Origin of the sequence: Bacillus sp. FSL K6-0042 (assembly GCF_038006685.1) — a bacterium.
GTDB classification, from domain to species: Bacteria; Bacillota; Bacilli; order Bacillales; family Bacillaceae_G; genus Bacillus_A; species Bacillus_A pseudomycoides.
In genome coordinates this window covers 1792404-1809895 of sequence record NZ_JBBOVS010000001.1, presented here as the reverse complement: position 1 = coordinate 1809895, position 17492 = coordinate 1792404, and the positions used below count along the sequence as shown (strand labels likewise).

The 17492-nt window shown below is 34.9% G+C and carries 22 protein-coding genes; 10 read left to right on the top strand and 12 right to left on the bottom strand.

The window, feature by feature from the left end:
- Positions 1-173 precede the first annotated feature (173 nt).
- Entirely contained in the window at positions 174-1187 is a 1014-nt protein-coding gene (locus MHH45_RS09435) for a CPBP family intramembrane glutamic endopeptidase (protein WP_170927939.1), read from the top strand.
- A gap of 59 nt (positions 1188-1246) precedes the next feature.
- Here the strand turns inward: MHH45_RS09435 and MHH45_RS09430 are convergent, their stop codons facing one another.
- Together MHH45_RS09430 and MHH45_RS09425 are read right to left on the bottom strand one after the other, a co-directional pair.
- Positions 1247-1429 carry a DUF3913 family protein gene (locus tag MHH45_RS09430; protein WP_003196117.1) on the bottom strand — a complete coding sequence of 61 codons (183 nt, stop codon included), beginning with the start codon at positions 1427-1429 and terminating at the stop codon, positions 1247-1249.
- Positions 1430-1525: 96 nt separating this feature from the next.
- Positions 1526-1984, bottom strand: a complete 459-nt coding sequence (locus MHH45_RS09425; protein ID WP_016113966.1) for an Lrp/AsnC family transcriptional regulator — start codon at positions 1982-1984, stop codon at positions 1526-1528.
- A 126-nt stretch (positions 1985-2110) separates the two neighbouring features.
- On the opposite strand from MHH45_RS09425, the gene MHH45_RS09420 reads away from it, so the two are divergent.
- From MHH45_RS09420 to MHH45_RS09410, 3 genes are all read left to right on the top strand, one after another.
- Entirely contained in the window at positions 2111-2533 is a 423-nt protein-coding gene (locus tag MHH45_RS09420; RefSeq protein ID WP_016113967.1) for a carboxymuconolactone decarboxylase family protein, read from the top strand.
- The gene (locus tag MHH45_RS09415) at positions 2533-3102 is read left to right on the top strand and encodes a cysteine hydrolase family protein (RefSeq protein WP_016113968.1); all 570 of its coding nucleotides are present in this window, start codon (positions 2533-2535) and stop codon (positions 3100-3102) included. The genes MHH45_RS09420 and MHH45_RS09415 overlap by 1 nt, the downstream gene beginning before the upstream one ends.
- Positions 3103-3214: 112 nt before the next feature.
- Positions 3215-3613 carry an SseB family protein gene (locus tag MHH45_RS09410; RefSeq protein ID WP_016113969.1) on the top strand — a complete coding sequence of 133 codons (399 nt, stop codon included), beginning with the start codon at positions 3215-3217 and terminating at the stop codon, positions 3611-3613.
- 115 nt (positions 3614-3728) lie between these two features.
- On the opposite strand, the gene MHH45_RS09405 is transcribed toward MHH45_RS09410, so the two are convergent.
- A complete protein-coding gene (locus tag MHH45_RS09405) occupies positions 3729-4646 on the bottom strand; it encodes a S66 peptidase family protein (RefSeq protein WP_016113970.1) in 918 nt (305 codons plus the stop codon).
- 117 nt (positions 4647-4763) lie between these two features.
- On the opposite strand from MHH45_RS09405, the gene MHH45_RS09400 reads away from it, so the two are divergent.
- Positions 4764-5855 (top strand): NAD(P)H-dependent flavin oxidoreductase, encoded by a 1092-nt coding sequence (locus MHH45_RS09400; protein WP_016113971.1) that lies wholly within the window; start codon positions 4764-4766, stop codon positions 5853-5855.
- A 21-nt stretch (positions 5856-5876) separates the two neighbouring features.
- Here the strand turns inward: MHH45_RS09400 and dltD are convergent, their stop codons facing one another.
- From dltD to MHH45_RS09375, 5 genes are all read right to left on the bottom strand, one after another.
- On the bottom strand, positions 5877-7052 hold the full coding sequence (dltD, locus tag MHH45_RS09395; protein WP_016113972.1) for a D-alanyl-lipoteichoic acid biosynthesis protein DltD: 1176 nt from the start codon (positions 7050-7052) through the stop codon (positions 5877-5879).
- Positions 7049-7288, bottom strand: a complete 240-nt coding sequence (gene dltC, locus MHH45_RS09390; protein ID WP_016113973.1) for a D-alanine--poly(phosphoribitol) ligase subunit DltC — start codon at positions 7286-7288, stop codon at positions 7049-7051. Before dltC ends, dltD begins: the two co-directional genes overlap by 4 nt.
- Positions 7289-7358: 70 nt before the next feature.
- A complete protein-coding gene (gene dltB, locus MHH45_RS09385) occupies positions 7359-8525 on the bottom strand; it encodes a D-alanyl-lipoteichoic acid biosynthesis protein DltB (RefSeq protein ID WP_016113974.1) in 1167 nt (388 codons plus the stop codon).
- On the bottom strand, positions 8522-10036 hold the full coding sequence (gene dltA, locus MHH45_RS09380; RefSeq protein ID WP_088093995.1) for a D-alanine--poly(phosphoribitol) ligase subunit DltA: 1515 nt from the start codon (positions 10034-10036) through the stop codon (positions 8522-8524). Before dltA ends, dltB begins: the two co-directional genes overlap by 4 nt.
- Positions 10037-10048: 12 nt before the next feature.
- Positions 10049-10195 carry a teichoic acid D-Ala incorporation-associated protein DltX gene (locus MHH45_RS09375; RefSeq protein ID WP_003206349.1) on the bottom strand — a complete coding sequence of 49 codons (147 nt, stop codon included), beginning with the start codon at positions 10193-10195 and terminating at the stop codon, positions 10049-10051.
- Positions 10196-10509: 314 nt separating this feature from the next.
- Here MHH45_RS09375 and MHH45_RS09370 point away from each other — a divergent pair, with 314 nt between their 5' ends.
- From MHH45_RS09370 to MHH45_RS09355, 4 genes are all read left to right on the top strand, one after another.
- Positions 10510-11688, top strand: a complete 1179-nt coding sequence (locus MHH45_RS09370; protein WP_016113976.1) for a M20 metallopeptidase family protein — start codon at positions 10510-10512, stop codon at positions 11686-11688.
- A gap of 390 nt (positions 11689-12078) precedes the next feature.
- Positions 12079-12525, top strand: coding sequence for a flavodoxin (locus MHH45_RS09365; RefSeq protein ID WP_016113977.1), 447 nt, complete (start codon positions 12079-12081; stop codon positions 12523-12525).
- Positions 12526-12548: 23 nt separating this feature from the next.
- Entirely contained in the window at positions 12549-13322 is a 774-nt protein-coding gene (locus MHH45_RS09360) for a hypothetical protein (RefSeq protein WP_088093996.1), read from the top strand.
- 97 nt (positions 13323-13419) lie between these two features.
- Positions 13420-13581 (top strand): hypothetical protein, encoded by a 162-nt coding sequence (locus tag MHH45_RS09355; protein ID WP_016113979.1) that lies wholly within the window; start codon positions 13420-13422, stop codon positions 13579-13581.
- Here MHH45_RS09355 and MHH45_RS09350 read toward each other — a convergent pair.
- From MHH45_RS09350 to MHH45_RS09335, 4 genes are all read right to left on the bottom strand, one after another.
- Positions 13578-14486, bottom strand: a complete 909-nt coding sequence (locus MHH45_RS09350) for an aminoglycoside phosphotransferase family protein (RefSeq protein WP_088093997.1) — start codon at positions 14484-14486, stop codon at positions 13578-13580. The genes MHH45_RS09355 and MHH45_RS09350 overlap by 4 nt on opposite strands.
- 229 nt (positions 14487-14715) lie before the next feature.
- On the bottom strand, positions 14716-14865 hold the full coding sequence (locus MHH45_RS09345) for a hypothetical protein (protein ID WP_003196135.1): 150 nt from the start codon (positions 14863-14865) through the stop codon (positions 14716-14718).
- Between the two features lie 18 nt (positions 14866-14883).
- Positions 14884-15057: a hypothetical protein gene (locus tag MHH45_RS09340; protein WP_016113981.1), complete on the bottom strand. Its 174-nt coding sequence runs from the start codon at positions 15055-15057 to the stop codon at positions 14884-14886.
- A gap of 74 nt (positions 15058-15131) precedes the next feature.
- On the bottom strand, positions 15132-16490 hold the full coding sequence (locus tag MHH45_RS09335; protein ID WP_088093998.1) for an MATE family efflux transporter: 1359 nt from the start codon (positions 16488-16490) through the stop codon (positions 15132-15134).
- Between the two features lie 198 nt (positions 16491-16688).
- Between MHH45_RS09335 and bacA the strand changes: the two genes are divergently transcribed.
- Positions 16689-17483: an undecaprenyl-diphosphate phosphatase gene (gene bacA / locus MHH45_RS09330; protein ID WP_003196138.1), complete on the top strand. Its 795-nt coding sequence runs from the start codon at positions 16689-16691 to the stop codon at positions 17481-17483.
- Positions 17484-17492: the final 9 nt, after the last annotated feature.

Here is a 17492-nt window from a genome sequence, read left to right as displayed (position 1 = left end):
AAAAGCGACGTTTAACATTGTAACAGAAAGTCTTGCAAAGAGGAAATTACAAAATAGATTTCTTATTATATATTTTAATAAGTATAGTATTTAAAAGCGAACTGAGAAAAATAGGAAGAATTTTAATGATATTCATATTAAAATATAAATATATCATCTTGGGGGTGTTTTTTATTCAGTACGCATTTTCACGTATACGACTTCGAAATTTTTTTGCATGGATGATTTTGGGTATAGTAGTAATGGTGCTACCGCTATCCTTTGCGGGCGCTTCAGAAAATGTCATGGATGTTGCAGTGCAAATTTCGGTGTTTTTTGTATTTCCACTACTATGGTTATATTTAAAAACACGAAAAAATAATGTTATATTTACTAGCTTCTTTGATAAACCATCACGGTTAAACTGGAAGATAATCATAGTTGCAACCGCAATGGGAATGATTTTTGCATTCGGTGTATCTTTTATTCAATTGTACATATTAGCACATCTTGTTCCAGATTTCTTAATGGGTGTATTAAGTGATGATAGTGTAATTGATATGAGTAGCACATATACAAAAATCTTTAGCTTTATTTCAGCATGTATTTTTGCACCTATTATGGAGGAAGTTATCTTTCGAGGTTTCTTTTTACAGCGTATGACGTTTAAGTGGGGGATAAAACGTGCTGTAATTGTGTCCTCTCTTATTTTTGGTTTAGGACATTTTGATGTAGTCGGTGCTTTTGTATTTGGTGTTGTCATGTGTCTTCTTTACATAAAAACGAAAAATATATGGACGAATATTGCTGTTCATGCGTTGAATAATTGTATAGCAACTACCATCCAATTAACGAGTGGTGAAGGAACAGATGATGTCATTTCGATAGCTGAATTACAAGGACAAAGTAATTTATGGATTGGACTCGTTGTAATTCTGATCAGTTTATTATGGTTGGCACCTTTTATTCGTAAAAATTGGCGAACTGTAAAAGAAGTGGGGGTACCACCTCTTCGTTTTATCAATGAAGATAAGGCAGTTGTACCATTACAACAAAATAAAATGTATAGTCAAGTCATTTTAACGGATCAACTTATGGCTGTAGAGTTGCCAGATGAGGCTGTGAATCAGTTGAGATTAGAAGAGAATGATTATGTAACGGTTGTAATAGAGAATGAAAAAATTATTATAACAAAAGCAGAACATTGATAAGAGTATAGGAAACGAAAAATAGCAGCTCTCCAATATAAATGAGGAGAGCTGCTATTTTAATGGATAACAATTTCAACGTGGAAGTTGTTTCCGTTTTTTACATATTTAATATCTGTAACTGTACGAACCATTTTTAAAATTTCCACCTTTTCCCCAATTCGAGGGATGGTGGGAACATTATCCCAAATGCCAAGTAAATCATCTTCTTGTATCGTTTTTTCGTAAAACCAAATTTTCAATGTAATGCCCCTTTCTCGAACTTTATGTATTTTAATACATAATAAAACATTTTTATTCTTTTTGTAAGGGGTTTTTTATTATATTTTGAATAAAAATTAATTTTGTTCTTCTGGAAAAATATGTTCGATATCAGGAGTAAGGGATACTTCCGATAATACGATATGAGAAACAGTTGTTGCATATGAAGAAACATCATTAATAAACTCTTCAAGTTCAACTAATGAAGGAACAGAAATTTTAACGATATAACAAAGACTTCCAGTTACGCGATAGCAAAAGCTTGCCGATGGATACGATTGAATAAATTGTTGCATGCGCGCTGTATCACCATTTTTTAAGGTGATTTCTAAAATACAATCTAAGACGAGCCCAGCTTTTTTATAATCAATATCAATTGTATATTTTTGAATGACTCCTTCATTTTCTAACTTACGAACACGTTCTGCAGTAGAAGGCGCGGATAAGTTTACGCGTTTTGATAATTCTCGCATAGAGAGGCGACTATCATTATATAATTCATTTAAAATTTTACGATCTACACGATCTAATTGCATATGTAAATATACCTCCAGTAAACTAATCATTTTTGTAAAGAAAATATATAAATAAAGATTCATATGAAATGTGAAAAGGCTATACTTTATTTTACAATAAAACAGAAAGGAATAGGAGGAGAAATGATGGAGAGAATTTCATTATCAGATGTAGGAGAAACAAAATTTCAAAAATTATTAGGGCATTGTCCAGATATACTACATGCTTGGAGTGTATTAGAAAACACATTATATGAAAAAGGGGCACTTTCTGCAGAATTAAAAGAACAAGTACGTAGAATACTTGCTTTTGGAAATGAGTGTTTGTATTGCATGGCAAAAGGAAAGCCAGATGATGTGCAAAAGGTAGAAGAGATTAGTACTGCTGTAACCTTTGCACATGTATTTGTACATAATCGTTCAGCGATAGATGATAAGATGTTTGATGTGTTGAAACAGTATTGGAGTGAGGCAGAGATTGTAGAGCTCTGTGTATATATTTGCTTTATTACTGCTTCACAACAGCTTGGATTTTTATTTCAATTACAGCCAGGAGAGGAGAAGGAATAATGTTGAAACAGGCAGCACTTGTTATTATTGATGTACAAAAAGCGTTTAATCTACCTTATTGGGGCGAGCGAAATAATCCTTTTGCAGAAGAGAATATGAAAAGTTTATTAGAAGAGTGGAGAAAAAGAGCATTAACTATTATTCATATTCAACATGTGAATAAAGAAAACGTAGAGTCAATGTTTCACCCAAATACAGAAACAGTTAAATTCAAAGAAGAAGTGCAACCATTACAGGGAGAAATAGTCATTCAAAAGTGTGTTAACAGTGCATTTATTGGAACTGATTTAGAAAAGCTACTAAAAGAGAAGAACTGTAACTCAGTTATTATCGTTGGATTAACGACGAACCACTGTGTAGAAACAACGACACGGATGGCTGGAAATCTAGGGTTTTCAACGTATTTAGTAAGTGATGCAACGGCTACATTTAATCGAAAGGGACCAGACGGTGTACAATACTGTGCAGAAGAAATTCATAATATGACCCTCGTAAATCTTCATGAGGAATTCGCTACCATCGTTACAACATCGGGAATATTGGAGAAGGTAAGATTTGTTCAGTTGTAACGATGAATGATTGATACTATTTCAATAAAATATTTGAATAATTATGTAGAAAAAAATAAGAATATTTTGTATAATCAAAGTACAATCATTTTGAAAACAGGGGTGGCAGCATATGGAGCAAATTCCAGTAAAGAAGATAGAAACAGTACTCGTTTTAGCAGAAGAGGATAAACAAAAACAAAAGGAATTTTATGAATTGCTATTAACAACTCATTTTTATGTTGCTGGATCTATCGAGGCGGATGATTCTGCATCAGAAGGAACACTTCGGTTACGTTATTTCCAAGGAGAAGGCAGATGGATCGTACCGTTCTTTACGCAATTAGAATTTGTGAAAGACGTGTTGCCGGAAGAAACGCCCCTTATTACGATACGTGGAAAAGAATTATTTGAAAACCTAGATAAAGAAGCAACAGCGGTATTGAATGTTGGCACAGAGCTTAGCAAAACATTTATTCCGGAAGAAATTGCAGATATAGCTTCTGGACGTATATTTAATTATTATCAGTAAAAAATTGTTGTCAGCCCTTTATAGTCAACTCGGCATAAGGGAACATAAAGAAAGGAAAAGCGATATATGCTTTTCCTTTTTTGTGTAAATGAAAAAGTATATAGGAAACTGCTTTTTAATTCGATATGAAATTCACACCGGAAGGAATAGAAAGTGTATTCCTTTCCGTGTCCATTGTGACAGTAACACCGAGTGGGATTCCGACATTTGGCTGTATATGCCCGATAGGAAGGCCGAGTAATACAGGAATATTGTATGGAGCGAGATAGTTATACAATATGGTTTGTAATGATAGAGACTGCTTTGAGGCTATACAATCATGGCAGCTTGTGAAGACAACTCCTGCACATTCATTCAATTTTCCTGCTAAATGTAATTGATTGAACATGCGATCAATACGATACGGTTCTTCTCCAATATCTTCAAGTAATACAATTTTATTCGCTGTATAGATTTCATAGGGGGTACCCAGTGTACTTACTAAAACGGTTAAATTGCCTCCAACTAATGGTGCGGAAACTGTACAAGTAGATGTAGTGGTAATGCATTCTGCTGCTGGTAAAATAGTTGAATACGGATAGAATAGTTGATTGAAAGAAGATAAAGAAAGAGAATTCACTCCTTTTCCTAATTCTTCAATCATAGGTCCATGGAATGTAATGAGTCCTGCATATTGTGAAAAGGCAATATGTAAAGCAGTAATATCACTATATCCCCAAAAAATCTTCGGGTTGTTTCGAATGAGTTCATATTGAATATGAGGAAGGAGACGACCACTTCCGTATCCACCTCTTGCGCAAAAAACGGCTTGCACTTCAGGATTGGAAAAAGATTCATGTAAATCCTGAAGGCGGATTGCATCATTTCCAGCTAGATAGCCGTATTTCTCGTAAACACTTTGACCAATTATTACGGATAGGCCCATTGTTTCTAATACTTTTTTTCCTGCAAGGACGTGTTCTATTAATGGAGGGCCTGCTGGAGCAATAATCATTACCGTATCGCCTTGTTGTAAGACATTTGGCTGAATCATTTAAATCTCCTCCTTCGTTTTCAATATATTCGTTTATAAGCAGTTCAATCCTTTTAAAAGAAGGGAAAAGTTTGTTGAGTCGAGAAGATATAAGAGGGAATAGGGAGGGAAAGAAGGATGTTTACAAGCAGAGTAAATGATGTATTACAAATAAAGTATCCAATTATTCAGGCCGGTATGGCAGGTGCAATTACGACACCAGAGCTTGTTGCGGCTGTGTGTAATAGCGGCGGCCTAGGGACGCTCGGGGCTGGTTATATGAGTCCGGAACAAATTCGTCAATCTATTTATAAAATAAGAGAGTTAACAGATAAGCCGTTTGCAGTAAATTTGTTACTTACGAAAGAAATACAAATTGAGGAAGAAAAAGTACAAGTAGCAAGAAATTTATTAGAGCCGCTACGAAAAGAATTAAGTATAGATGAGTATAATCAATCATTACAACTTCCGAAAAGTTATAAAGAACAATTGCACGTGTTAAAGGAAGAAAAAGTTCCGGTTATAAGCTTTGCATTTCACACGTTAGAACAAGAGGAAATTGTATCGTTGAAGAAAGAGGGCATAAAGATAATTGGAACAGCTACAAATGTGGCAGAAGCGAAGGTGCTTGCTGAATTAGAGGTAGATGTAATTGTTGGACAAGGTAGCGAGGCTGGAGGACACCGCGGGACTTTTATTGGGAAAGAACAAGATTCTATGATCGGTACATTTGCATTAATTCCACAAATGGTAGCCGCAGTATCAAATATCCCAATTGTAGCGGCAGGAGGCATTATGAATGGACAAGGTCTTGTTGCAGCAATGGCACTAGGTGCAGAAGGCATTCAAATGGGAACAGCATTTTTAACAAGTGAAGAAAGTATTACACATAATGTACATAAAAAAGCGGTACTGCACAGTACAGATACGAGTACAACTGTAACGAGATCATTTTCTGGAAAATATGCAAGGGGGATTCGAAATACATTTATAGAACAACATGAAGAAAAAGAAGAAATGCTCCCAATGTATCCAGTTCAAAATGTATTAACCGCTAAAATACGTCAAGAAGCTGCAAAACAAAACAAAGGGGAATATATGTCACTCTGGGCTGGACAAGCTTCTTCATTAGCAAGAAAAGAATCAGCTCAGCAAATTGTTGAACGAGTGTTGGGAGAAGTAAAGGTAACCGTAGAAAATTTACAAAGCATATACAAAAAGACCACTTGAATAATTCAAGTGGTCTTTTTATTAGTTTGCTTTATAAAATTGCTGGATGGCTTCGTCGATGTATACCCAGCCTTTCCATCCTAAGTGCATATGATCTTTTAAGAAGTATTTGTCATACTCATGGTTTGAAAAGTCAGCAATTGGATAGCCAGCTTGTTTAATTTGCTCATGAACTTTCTTATAGTATAATTCGCGTCGTTCTTTCGGGAATCCAGCATAATCATACCAAGGACCTTTTACAGGAACAGAAATGAAGAGTGGTTTTGCACCAGATTGTTTTAATAAATCGAGCGCAATTTGTAAATCTTCATATTCTGGAGAGTGATCATAAGCGTCATTTTTTAAGTAATCTTTGCGTTGCTTCAATTTCTTTTTAATTTTGCTATTGAAGTAATCATCTTCGATACCATACTGATTTGATTTTGATTCTAATTCACCAGTTTGATCCGCGTGTTTACGTGCTTCATTCCAGTTCATTTGTTTCAATGCTGGATCAAGTTGTTCTTTATGCGGTTTAATATTGAACATTACTGTAAATATGTCTTTGCGATCTAAAATATTACGGTAAAGATAAGCAAATGGTTTCGCTGCAATTGCTTTTATCTTATGTTTAGTATCATCATAGACAATGCCTTCTAAAGATGTTTTTAATAACGTCTCTTTTTTTACAATCTCAAAGTTCAATAAACGTTTTGCAATTTGTTTTTTCATTTCAGGCTTTAAATCATTGTTAAAAATGAAATGGTAGCCTTGTTGTTTTGAAAAGTTAGGTGCAAAGTGTGTTTCATCAATGCCTTGTGGTACAAACCATTGTGGTGAAAGAACAAAGACCATTTTTTTATCTTTTAATTGATCCATTGTAGATGCAAAGTTTAGCACATGGATAAGGTCTTGCGTTCCACCACGACCAAGAAGAAATGGTGTGAATCCTTCAGGTTTTACTTTAAAGTAATTGGATGGATGAAAAGCATCCATTCTCGCAAATTCCGATGAACCATACATCGGAAGGTATTTCGGATCTTCTAACATTTTTTGCTGTAAAATCATACTTTGTATTTTTTCTTCTTTTAGAGAAGTTGCAGCTTGTTCTACTTTCTTGTCACTTACAAGTGGAAGTAGGAAGCGTGTTGGGATAAGTAAGAATACAGCAAAAAGGGCCAATGCTAAGAGCATCGGACCAAAAGTTGCTTTTTTCATCGGATATCTTCCAACTTCTTAATAATCATGTTTGGTGTTGCCCACTCATCGCGGTCAAAATCAGAAATAGATACTTCGATATCTAGACGTTCTTGGAATTCTACTAATAAAGATACTGTACCGAAAGAATCAAGGATACCTTCTTCAAATAATTGTACATCTGGATTTTCTTTTACAATATCATTTTCACAAACTTCTTCTAAAATATCTAATACTTGATCTTTAAATTCTGCCATTTTTAAAATCTCCTTTATATCCGAAATATATTATGTGTAACTTCTTAGCTGTAAGAAAAGAAGCTATTCATTAAAAGTATCTGTTAAGGTGACCAGAGAAGATTAGGAAACCGAAACATACGAAATGGAACGTAATTACTACTGCAAGAACATGCATGAATTTATTGTTTGGCCAAAATTTATGTTTCTTGTTTTTTCGTTCGAAAATATCAAACGAAATAAACAAAACAGTATGGTAAAGGCCGTAAATAATGTACTGGTAAACATGTTCACCTAGAATATGCCAAACGCCCATAATGAAAAAGTTTAAAAATGCACCGATATATGAAATCGTGTAGCGATTTTTAAGTAGCTTTTTCTTTGTTGCGAAAAAGACAAAGCGCATATAAATAAAATCACGGAACCAGAATGATAAGGTCATGTGCCAACGGTTCCAGAAATCTTTAATGTTACGACTAATAAATGGTTTATTAAAGTTTTCTGGTGTTTTAATACCCATCATATAACTGACACCAATTACGAATGCACTATAACCTGCGAAGTCGAAGAATAGGTATAAACTGTAACTATACATATAAATCGCATTAGAGAAAATGGTATCTTGATTCGCAAATACTGCATCAACAAAATGCTTCTGCAATAAATAAGCGATAATAAACTTATACAGGAAACCTTGGAAAATACGATTAATACCTGTATAGAGTAACTTTTGATATTCTTCAGCACTTGGTGGCTTTTGAATATCTTTTTGGAACCTACGATAACGATCAATAGGTCCAGTCGAGATAGCTGGGAAGAACAGAACAAATTCCCAGAAATTAAAGAATGAGAATTCTTTAATTAAACCGTCACGAATCTCAAATACCATTTGTACTGCTCTGAATGTTACATAAGACATACCAGCAAATACAATGAATTTTAATTCATGTACAAATGGTGCGATTTTTGCCAGAATTAGTGGCAAAATCGATAAAATAACAGCCATGTAAAACATGGACGTATTATTATTTTGTTTTCTTAATAATAAATAGCCTTTAATAAGGATGTATTGCCAAATGATAAATACTGCTAACATCATTGCTTGCTTCGGTTTGTCAGAGAAAATAAGTGCAAGCATTACTAACGTTAGAACGGCATTATATTTACGCAACATTTTACCTTTTAATCCAGCTATGATAGTAGGTATTAATAAAATGCCCACTATAGCGAAAAAATAAAATGATCCATATGCGGTCATGCTGTAACCTCACTCAATAATTTTTTACGATCTACCTTTCCATTTGGTGTCATTGGAATAGAAGATTGATACATGAATTTACGTGGAATCATGTAGTTTGGTAATCGCTCATTGAGTTCTTTTTTGATTGCAGATGTCAATTTGAATTCTTTTTCAAATGAATGCTCTCCAGGAACAACAACCGCTAATAAATAATCGTATTTTTCACCTTTTTTAATTGGAACAACAACTGCTCCTTCTACGTAAGCACACGCGCGAAGGTGATGTTCGATTTCTTCTAATTCCATTCGATAACCATGAAGCTTAATTTGGAAATCAAGACGACCATTATAGAATAGAAGACCATTTTCTACATAGCCAGCATCACCTGTTTTGTAGGCGCGCTCACCATCAATCATTGTGAATACTTTTTCTGTTAATTCAGGGCTTCCTAAATAACCAACGCTTACGCTTGGACCAACAATTACGATTTCACCTTTTTCACCATCTGGTGCAATCGTGCCATCTTCTTTCATAATAAGAAGGCGACAGTCTGATTTACAGTAGCCAACAGGAAGAGATTTATATTTATCAACAACTTCTTGTGTAACGTGAATGCCTGTTACAGCAACAGTAGCTTCTGTAGGACCGTACGTATTCATAATTGCTGCTTTCGAGAAGCGCTCAATTAATTTTCTAGCTACTTCATTTGGTAATACTTCACCGCAGAATAAGAATGTTTTCATGTTTGGTAGCATACTTTCAGAGAAAGAAGCTTCCATTAAACACATTTCTGCGAAAGATGGTGTGGAAGTCCATACTTGAATATCCGATTGCTCTAAAGAAGCAAACAAGTCTTTTGGACGTGCAATCATATCTTTATCGATTGCCCAAAGTGTACCACCTGTTACTAACGATGGGTAAATGTCCATTACAGATAAATCGAATGAGAACGGTGCTTGGTTTAAGAATACCTGTCCTGTTTGTAAGTTGAAATCTTCAACCGCCCATTTTGTAAAGCTAACAAGGCAATTATAAGTAATCTGCACACCTTTCGGGTTACCTGTGCTCCCTGATGTGTAAATAATGTAGAAGTTCTCATCATCTTTTACCGCATGCTCAGGGTTTGGCGTTTGCCCTTTATGAGTAAAGAAAATGTCTTTTAAGTTGTCTTCACATACGATGCGAACTGGTAAGTCAGTTACAGCAACTTCTACTGGAGATAGAAGTAACTTCGCACCAGAACTTTCAGCAATACGTAGTACACGATCAGCTGGAATAGATAAATCTACAGGAATGTAAGCATGTCCAGCTTTCACACACCCTAAAAAGTTGATGATCATTTCAGGTTGCATATGGCCATAAACCATAATTGGTGAACGATCATCGGAATACTCAGAAGAAATCCAGTGCGCCAATGCATCAGAATCTTCCTTTAATTGTTTGTACGTAATTTTCGCATCTCGCCAAACGAAAGCGGTTTGATCAGGAGTTTCTGTCGCCCACTTTTCGATTTGTTCTAATAACTTCATAACGTTCCCACCCTAAAATTCATTGTAAATAAATGTGCTTGTGTTTGTATCATGGAAACCATACAACCAAAGCAAAGCAAATAAAATTGCAAGGTAATAAAAAGTTTTTGCAAACCATTGTGTGAGTGGTCGAGACCATATCTCTTTTAATCTTTCCATGTCTTTCCCTCTCTTATGAAATAGTAACTATATGTAGGTATCATGTCCTACATCATTGTGAAAAAAACGAAATTCCACATTTTAGGTAAAATTAAGACAAAAAGGCTCTTTTTTGATAGTAGCACTAAATACTAAAAAAGAAAATCCCTAACTTAGCAATTATATTACATTCTATATGAATTTGTAATGGGTTTGTCTTTTTTTAATGAGTTGTGAGTGTATAAATCGATTTTTTGAAAATGAAAATCTTACAAGGAAATTAAATAATCACAGTGAAATAAGAAATGTGAAGAATGAAAAGGAGGTTGTCAGGAATGGAGCGTTTGAAAAAGGTATGGCAGACATATGTGTCAGAGGAAAATATTATAAAGTGGCGGAGACATTTTCACCAATTTCCTGAACTATCATTCCACGAGGAAAAAACTTCACAATTTATATATGATACATTATGTTCATTTTCAGCTTTCGAGGTGACAAGACCGACGCGGTATAGTGTGATGGCAAAGAAAAAAGGAAAGAAGGCAGGCAAAGTAATAGCAATTCGTGCAGATATGGATGCCCTGCCAATTCAGGAAGAAACGTCTAAACCATATGCATCAGTTATTTCAGGGGTTATGCATGCATGTGGGCATGATGCACATACCGCTATTTTATTAGGTACAGCAGAAGCGATAGCAAATAAGAATGAGGATTGGGAAGGAGAAATTCGCCTTTTATTTCAACATGCTGAAGAAGTGTATCCTGGTGGTGGACAGGAAATGGTGAGAGCTGGTGTGATGGATGGTGTGGATTATATTATCGGCCTACATGTAATGTCTGGATTAGGAACTGGGAAGATTGGAGTTGTATATGGGCCTATGATGGCTGCTCCCGATGTATTTACGATTGAAGTAAAAGGAAGAGGTGGCCATGCTGCTAGGCCGGAAGAAACAGTAGATCCGATAGCAGTTGGTGCGCAAATCATTACGAACTTACAACATATTGTATCTAGAAATACAGGCGCTTTTATGCAAAGAGTTGTTTCCATAACACAATTTCACGGGGGAACAGCAGATAATATTATTCCTGATACAGCATATTTAATGGGAACAGTCCGGTCCTTTGATCAAAAACTAAGGAAAGAATCGGAAGAGATGATTGAACAAATTGCTAAGGGGATTGCAGAGGCACATGGTGCAGCGTATACGTATACATATCGCTATGGATATGACCCGGTTATCAATGATACGTTTATTACAAAAATAGTAGAAGAAAGCGCGGTAGAGTTGTTTGGAGAGGAGAGAATTGTAAAGCTAGCTCCTTCGATGGGAGGGGAAGATTTCTCGGCATATTTAAAAAAAGCGCCAGGCTGTTTTATTAAATTAGGAACTGGAAATGAGAAAATCAAAACTTGTTATCCTCATCATCATCCAAAGTTTGATGTGGATGAATCAGCTTTAATTAATGGGGCAGAGTTATTTTTACAGGCGACAATGAATTTACTAAAAGCTTAAGAGAGTACAAAAAAAGGCAACTGCGCTTATCGCAGTTGCTTCTATTTCTTTCCGTTAGAGAGGGCTGAGAAAGAACTATGCTCATTTATAGTATATGAATAGCTGGCGGACAAGCTTGTACCTTTTCATTATTTTTTTGAAAATAGTGTTTGACTTTGATAATCATTTTCATTTAATCTAAAAGTATAGTCGGAATTGATAATTATTATCAATGTGTTCACAAGTGCAGAATGGATGAGGGAGAGATGAAAAAGATATTTCGCCTTGGGCAAAGGGAAATTAAAAATAAAGATATAGAATAGCAACGGCGTGTAATTCGTGCTGAATATGTAGATGAGAAGAAAGGAAACAAGGAAGAAGAAGCGATACATAATCAAGGGAGAGATTCAGTTGAATAAATTTGTAATGATTTTTGCAAGTATGAGTGGAAATACAGAGGAGATGGCTGATCATATAGCTGGAGCGATTCGTGAAACAGGCAATGATATTGAAGTGATTGACATTATGACGACGCCAGAAGCTTCTATATTAGAAGAATATGATGGGATTATTTTAGGAGCGTATACGTGGGGAGATGGTGAGCTTCCTGATGATTTCTTAGATTTTTATGACGAAATGGAAGAAATTCATTTAGCAGGTAAAAAAGCAGCAGTATTTGGATCTTGTGATTCTGCTTATCCGAAATACGGGGCAGCTGTTGATATCTTAATAGAAAAGTTACAAGAGCGCGGTGCTGAAGTTGTAATGGAAGGGCTAAAAGTAGAACTAACGCCAGAAGATGAAGATGTAGAGAAATGTCTTCAGTTTGGTGCTGAATTTGTAAAGCACCTTTCTTAATGGTGAGAGGGAGATGAAGATGGGTGCAGGGGAAAATATCAATTAAAACGATGACAGATTATCATTTATATGATTTTATGCGTTGTCCACATAAGTTTTATTTTCGCTATATAAAAAGAAGAGAACCTTCTTCGTTTGAATGGCAACAAATGGTTCAATCGATTGTAAATCAAATTATTATTGACTATTACACATCACCTGTAGAAAAACAAACAACAATGCTGTTGTTAAAACGATTAGAGAAGCATTGGGATAAAGTGCGTATTGGAATGTTCGCTTCTAAAGCAGAATATTATATTGTTCTTGCAAAGTTAACGGACCATCTAATACAGTTTGTGAAAAATGATGCGAGTAAAACACCACCTTTATTTTTATATAAGAAGTTACAAACATATATGGACGAGTTAGGTGTGCACATTTCATTAACGTTTGAAGTGGGTGAATGGTCTACACAATCGTTTGTAATTAAAAAGTATGTTGTTGATGCAAATGAAGAAATGCTTGCTCTTTTTCAAAAGCTTACGGCAGTGTTTAGCTACAAAGTTTTTGGGATTCTTCCCGAAAGAATTGAAGTTGTTAATTTAATGGAAGGAACTAGGTATGAATCTGTTCCAAAAGAGCAAGATATTATGGCTGGAATGAACGATTTATATAGAATGAAAGAAATGTTACAGCAATTAGAACATTACACAGAACGTACATTTTGTTCTGAATGTATTGGATGTGCTTTTCGTAATGAATGCAAAGTAGACGAGATGCAAGATGCATTGATAGCGAAGAATACTATACTACATTAAGGGGTGCAAATTTGCATCTCTTTTTGGTATTGACATGAAAAGCTTTTCATCATTTACGGTATATACGTAGGGAAACTTATGATGGGAGGAATACTTAATGGGAAATGGAGTGAAAGTATTTCAATGGTTAAAAGAACAACAGGCTCCTTTTTGGGTCCAATTGCAAATTTTGCAGGCGTTTCAAATGTATAAATTAATTGTAGAAATGGATAAAAAATTAATGATATATGAGGAAAAGAAGAATAGGGAAAGAAGTTAATTCCTTCCCTGAAGTATAGTTTGTAAATGTTTTCGATTCTTCTGTATCTCCTGTTCGTTATTTGTTTCAAAGTTATAAACAAGGTTATGGAGTAATGGACTATACTGATAAAATTGAATGACACGCTTAAAGAAAGATAAATCATGATGGGAAGTGAGAGTACAGTACCGTTTATATATGGCATTTGTAAATTCACTACCAAAATTGTTATATAATCCAGCGAAGTCAAAGGCAGGATCTCCAATTTGAGCATCACCAAAATCGATAATACCAGCAATGCTTCTTTTCTCCCCATCAAATAAAATGTGATGATGTGTAAAGTCAGCGTGGATCATTGTTTTTTGGAAATTAGATGCATACATATGTTCAAAAAAATCCTCGAATAAACAATCAAAAGCTTTTTTTTCTAACAATGTAAGTGTGCAAGCAAGATGAACGTGTAATTTCGTTTGAATCTGTCGCCAATATGAGATAGGTTTCTCAGTATCAAACCCCCATTTTACAGCATGTTCTATTGGGACGGTATGTAAAGAAGCGAGAAAGATAGCAAGCTGCGAGATAACTGTTTCACGTTCTTTTACAGTTAATCTTTCTATTATTTGTACTGTTAATGGCTCCCCATGAATGAGTTTATAATAACTACAATATGGAATTAAATCGGATTCATTTTTATATAAGATGTGATATTTGGGAACTTCTATCCCTTGTAAAGAATGAGAAAGTATCTCGCATAGTTCTTTTTCGCGAGGTATTCGTTTTGCATACTGGGATTTACGTGGAAAACGGAAGAGCCATTCATTGTTAATAATAATGGCTACATTATCCCAGCCATTATCGTTTTGTTCATAAGAGTGTATAGGAATATTGGGTAGTGATTGCTGGATATCTCGCATATAAGATGTCATATGATTTTCTCCTTTTTTGTGGATATATGCATTAATATTATCAGAATTTTTAAACTCTGTGATAAGATGGAATAAATATATCGAAAAAAGAGAGGGACATAATGTTTAAATGAAATGCAGTTAAGTTATAGAATGAAGATTATAAAAGAAGATAATACGTTTAAAATTGCTGAGCAACGGTAACGTGTAGAATAAAAATGTCCCCGAAAAGTGGGGACATCTTTTGTATTCACAGGTTCTCGTTTTGTTGCCCAATTTCTTTTTTTGCAATTTCTAGATTGCCTTGTTCGACTTGTTTATGCACATTTATAGAATCACCAGCATAACCTTTTTGTGTTTTTACAACTCTTTTAGAAAAGAGTGAGGATTGTTTGGTCATAATATAGTTCCCTTCCCATTAAAAGTAGACGAAAATGATGAGTACAAGTAATATTGTCCCGAAAATACCAATCCCAACTAAAAAGGAAGTATTTTTATATTGAGGCGGTTTATGAATATCTTGCCTGTATCCAGGTGAGATTTCAGGAGCAAACTCTTCATCGTAGGGCTGCTGTTTTTTCTTTTCATCCATAGATTTACACCTTTCTTTTTTATTATGTTACACGTTTAAGGAGGAACTATGCATGATGAAAAAAGCCGCTATGATTAGCGACTCTTTTGTGATGTATATTTACGTTGTACTTGCAAGAGACGAACGAGCAGAAAGGTAGCTCCAAATGCTAGCCCTATAATAAGACCAATCCAATAACCTTTAGCTGCCCAAGAAGTATAGGTTGCTAATATATAACCTAGAGGTAGACCAATGATCCAGTAGGCAATAAGTGTCATAATCAAGGTAACATTCACATCTTTATAACCACGGAGTGCACCTTGCACTGGAGTAGCAATTGCATCGGAAATTTGAAATAAAATCGCAAAAATGAGAAACTCTTTTGCTAAATCATGAACAGCAATATCTGTTGTATAAATAGATGCAATTGGATCGTCAAAGAAAAAGAGTAAGATAGAATATAGCAAGGCAAAAGCAAGTGCCAAACCAATTCCAATAAAACTGTATTGCTTTGCGTTTTCACAGCGATTTGCTCCAACTTCAAAACCCACTGCAATTGTCATGGCCATTGCTAAACTTAAAGGTGTCATATATAAAAGGGAAGCAAAGTTCATTGCTGCTTGATGTGCAGCGATTGTTGTTGTGCTAAAATTACTCATCATGAGTGTTACGGCAGCGAAAATACTCGTTTCAAAAAAGATGGCGAATCCGATAGGTACCCCAAGTTTTAATAATTCTTTCCAGCTTGAAATAGAAAGTCGGTATAAGCGCCTGAAGATACCAAAAGATGTAAACGGTTCTTTCGTACGGATAATAATAATCGTAATAAATAAAATGCACCAATATGTTGCGGTAGAAGCAATTGCTGCACCAACGCCTCCTAGTTTCGGAAAGCCGAAATTACCGAAAATAAATACATAGTTTAAAATGATGTTAATAGGTAAGGAAAGTAATGTAATAATCATTGTTGTACGTGTTTTTCCTAATGCATCAATAAACCCACGTAATACAGTATAGACAAATAAAGGAATGATACCAATTGCAATAATGCTTAAAAATTGAGAAGCAATGTGTTCGACCTGCTCTTCTAAACGCATGCCTTTTAGAATTGGTGAAACGGCAAAGAAACCAATGAGAATAACAAGTAAACTAACTCCGATTGCCAAATACACGGCTTGTATCACGATATGAGGAACATCCTCTTTTTGTTTTGAGCCAACAAGTTGAGCGATAATAGGCGTGGTAGCCATTAAGATTCCTGTTAATCCCGTACTAATCGGAATCCATATACTTGTTCCAATTGCGACCCCTGCTAAGTCAGTAGCACTTGCATGCCCTGACATTGTTGTATCAAAAAAACTCATTGCAAATAAAGACATTTGCGTTACAAAAATCGGGAAAAATAGTAATACAAATTGTTTTATTTTTTGTGAAAATGAATTGGTTTCTTTCATAAAAGCTCCTTTCTATGTAGGACCAAACTCTTTCTATCATACAATTTAATAAGAAAATAGAAAAGAAATACACATATGTGAATGTATTGTTATATTTTGAAAGAATGAAAAAAGAGATGCACTTTGAAATTGGATAAGGTATTATGATAAGGTGTGAAAAAAGTATATATAAGGTATTAAGGTAAGGAGGCACTACTCGTGGCTGATTGGTTAATTGGTTTAATCATGGGAGCTGTTGAAGGATTAACGGAATTTTTACCGGTTTCATCAACGGGACATATGATTTTAACAGGACATTTAATTGGATTTGATGATGATAGAGCGAAAGTATTTGAAGTTGTCATCCAATTGGGATCGATTTTAGCGGTTGTCGTTGTATTTTGGAAACGTTTATGGTCATTAGTTGGGATTGGCAAGGTAACACAAGGACCATCTTTAAATTTATTACATATCATTATTGGTATGATTCCAGCAGGAGTACTTGGTGTTTTATTCCATAGTAAAATTAAAGAAGTTTTATTTGGACCAGGACCCGTTGTTATCAGTTTAATCGTTGGTGGTATTTTAATGATTGTTGCTGAGAAATTTTCAAGACCAAGTACAGCGAAAACATTGGACGAGATTACGTATAAACAAGCATTCACAATTGGAATGTTCCAATGTTTAGCATTGTGGCCAGGATTTTCACGTTCTGGATCTACAATCAGTGGTGGATTATTAGCTCGTGTATCTCATACAGCAGCTGCTGAATATACATTTATTTTAGCGGTACCAATGATGGTTGCAGCATCAGGGTTAGATTTAATTAAAAGCTGGGACGTATTAAGTTCAGCAGATATCACATTATTTGCAACTGGTTTTATTACGGCTTTCCTTGTAGCAATGCTTGCGATTGTTTCATTCTTAAAATTATTAGCTCGTGTAAAGTTAACACCATTTGCTTATTATCGTTTTATTTTAGCTGCGGTGTTCTATTATTTCTTCATTATGTAATAAAAAAAC

What these genes read in the sequence shown, in the direction of transcription:
- MHH45_RS09350 (WP_088093997.1), bottom strand. Translation starts at nt 14,486, where the DNA reads ATGACATCTTATATGCGAGATATCCAGCAATCACTACCCAATATTCCT.
- MHH45_RS09415 (WP_016113968.1), top strand. Translation starts at nt 2,533, where the DNA reads ATGTTGAAACAGGCAGCACTTGTTATTATTGATGTACAAAAAGCGTTT.
- MHH45_RS09335 (WP_088093998.1), bottom strand. Translation starts at nt 16,490, where the DNA reads ATGAAAGAAACCAATTCATTTTCACAAAAAATAAAACAATTTGTATTA.
- dltB (WP_016113974.1), bottom strand. Translation starts at nt 8,525, where the DNA reads ATGACCGCATATGGATCATTTTATTTTTTCGCTATAGTGGGCATTTTA.
- MHH45_RS09405 (WP_016113970.1), bottom strand. Translation starts at nt 4,646, where the DNA reads ATGATTCAGCCAAATGTCTTACAACAAGGCGATACGGTAATGATTATT.
- MHH45_RS09410 (WP_016113969.1), top strand. Translation starts at nt 3,215, where the DNA reads ATGGAGCAAATTCCAGTAAAGAAGATAGAAACAGTACTCGTTTTAGCA.
- dltC (WP_016113973.1), bottom strand. Translation starts at nt 7,288, where the DNA reads ATGGCAGAATTTAAAGATCAAGTATTAGATATTTTAGAAGAAGTTTGT.
- MHH45_RS09420 (WP_016113967.1), top strand. Translation starts at nt 2,111, where the DNA reads ATGGAGAGAATTTCATTATCAGATGTAGGAGAAACAAAATTTCAAAAA.
- MHH45_RS09375 (WP_003206349.1), bottom strand. Translation starts at nt 10,195, where the DNA reads ATGGAAAGATTAAAAGAGATATGGTCTCGACCACTCACACAATGGTTT.
- MHH45_RS09355 (WP_016113979.1), top strand. Translation starts at nt 13,420, where the DNA reads ATGGGAAATGGAGTGAAAGTATTTCAATGGTTAAAAGAACAACAGGCT.
- MHH45_RS09345 (WP_003196135.1), bottom strand. Translation starts at nt 14,865, where the DNA reads ATGACCAAACAATCCTCACTCTTTTCTAAAAGAGTTGTAAAAACACAA.
- MHH45_RS09400 (WP_016113971.1), top strand. Translation starts at nt 4,764, where the DNA reads ATGTTTACAAGCAGAGTAAATGATGTATTACAAATAAAGTATCCAATT.
- dltA (WP_088093995.1), bottom strand. Translation starts at nt 10,036, where the DNA reads ATGAAGTTATTAGAACAAATCGAAAAGTGGGCGACAGAAACTCCTGAT.
- MHH45_RS09370 (WP_016113976.1), top strand. Translation starts at nt 10,510, where the DNA reads ATGGAGCGTTTGAAAAAGGTATGGCAGACATATGTGTCAGAGGAAAAT.
- MHH45_RS09340 (WP_016113981.1), bottom strand. Translation starts at nt 15,057, where the DNA reads ATGGATGAAAAGAAAAAACAGCAGCCCTACGATGAAGAGTTTGCTCCT.
- MHH45_RS09425 (WP_016113966.1), bottom strand. Translation starts at nt 1,984, where the DNA reads ATGCAATTAGATCGTGTAGATCGTAAAATTTTAAATGAATTATATAAT.
- dltD (WP_016113972.1), bottom strand. Translation starts at nt 7,052, where the DNA reads ATGAAAAAAGCAACTTTTGGTCCGATGCTCTTAGCATTGGCCCTTTTT.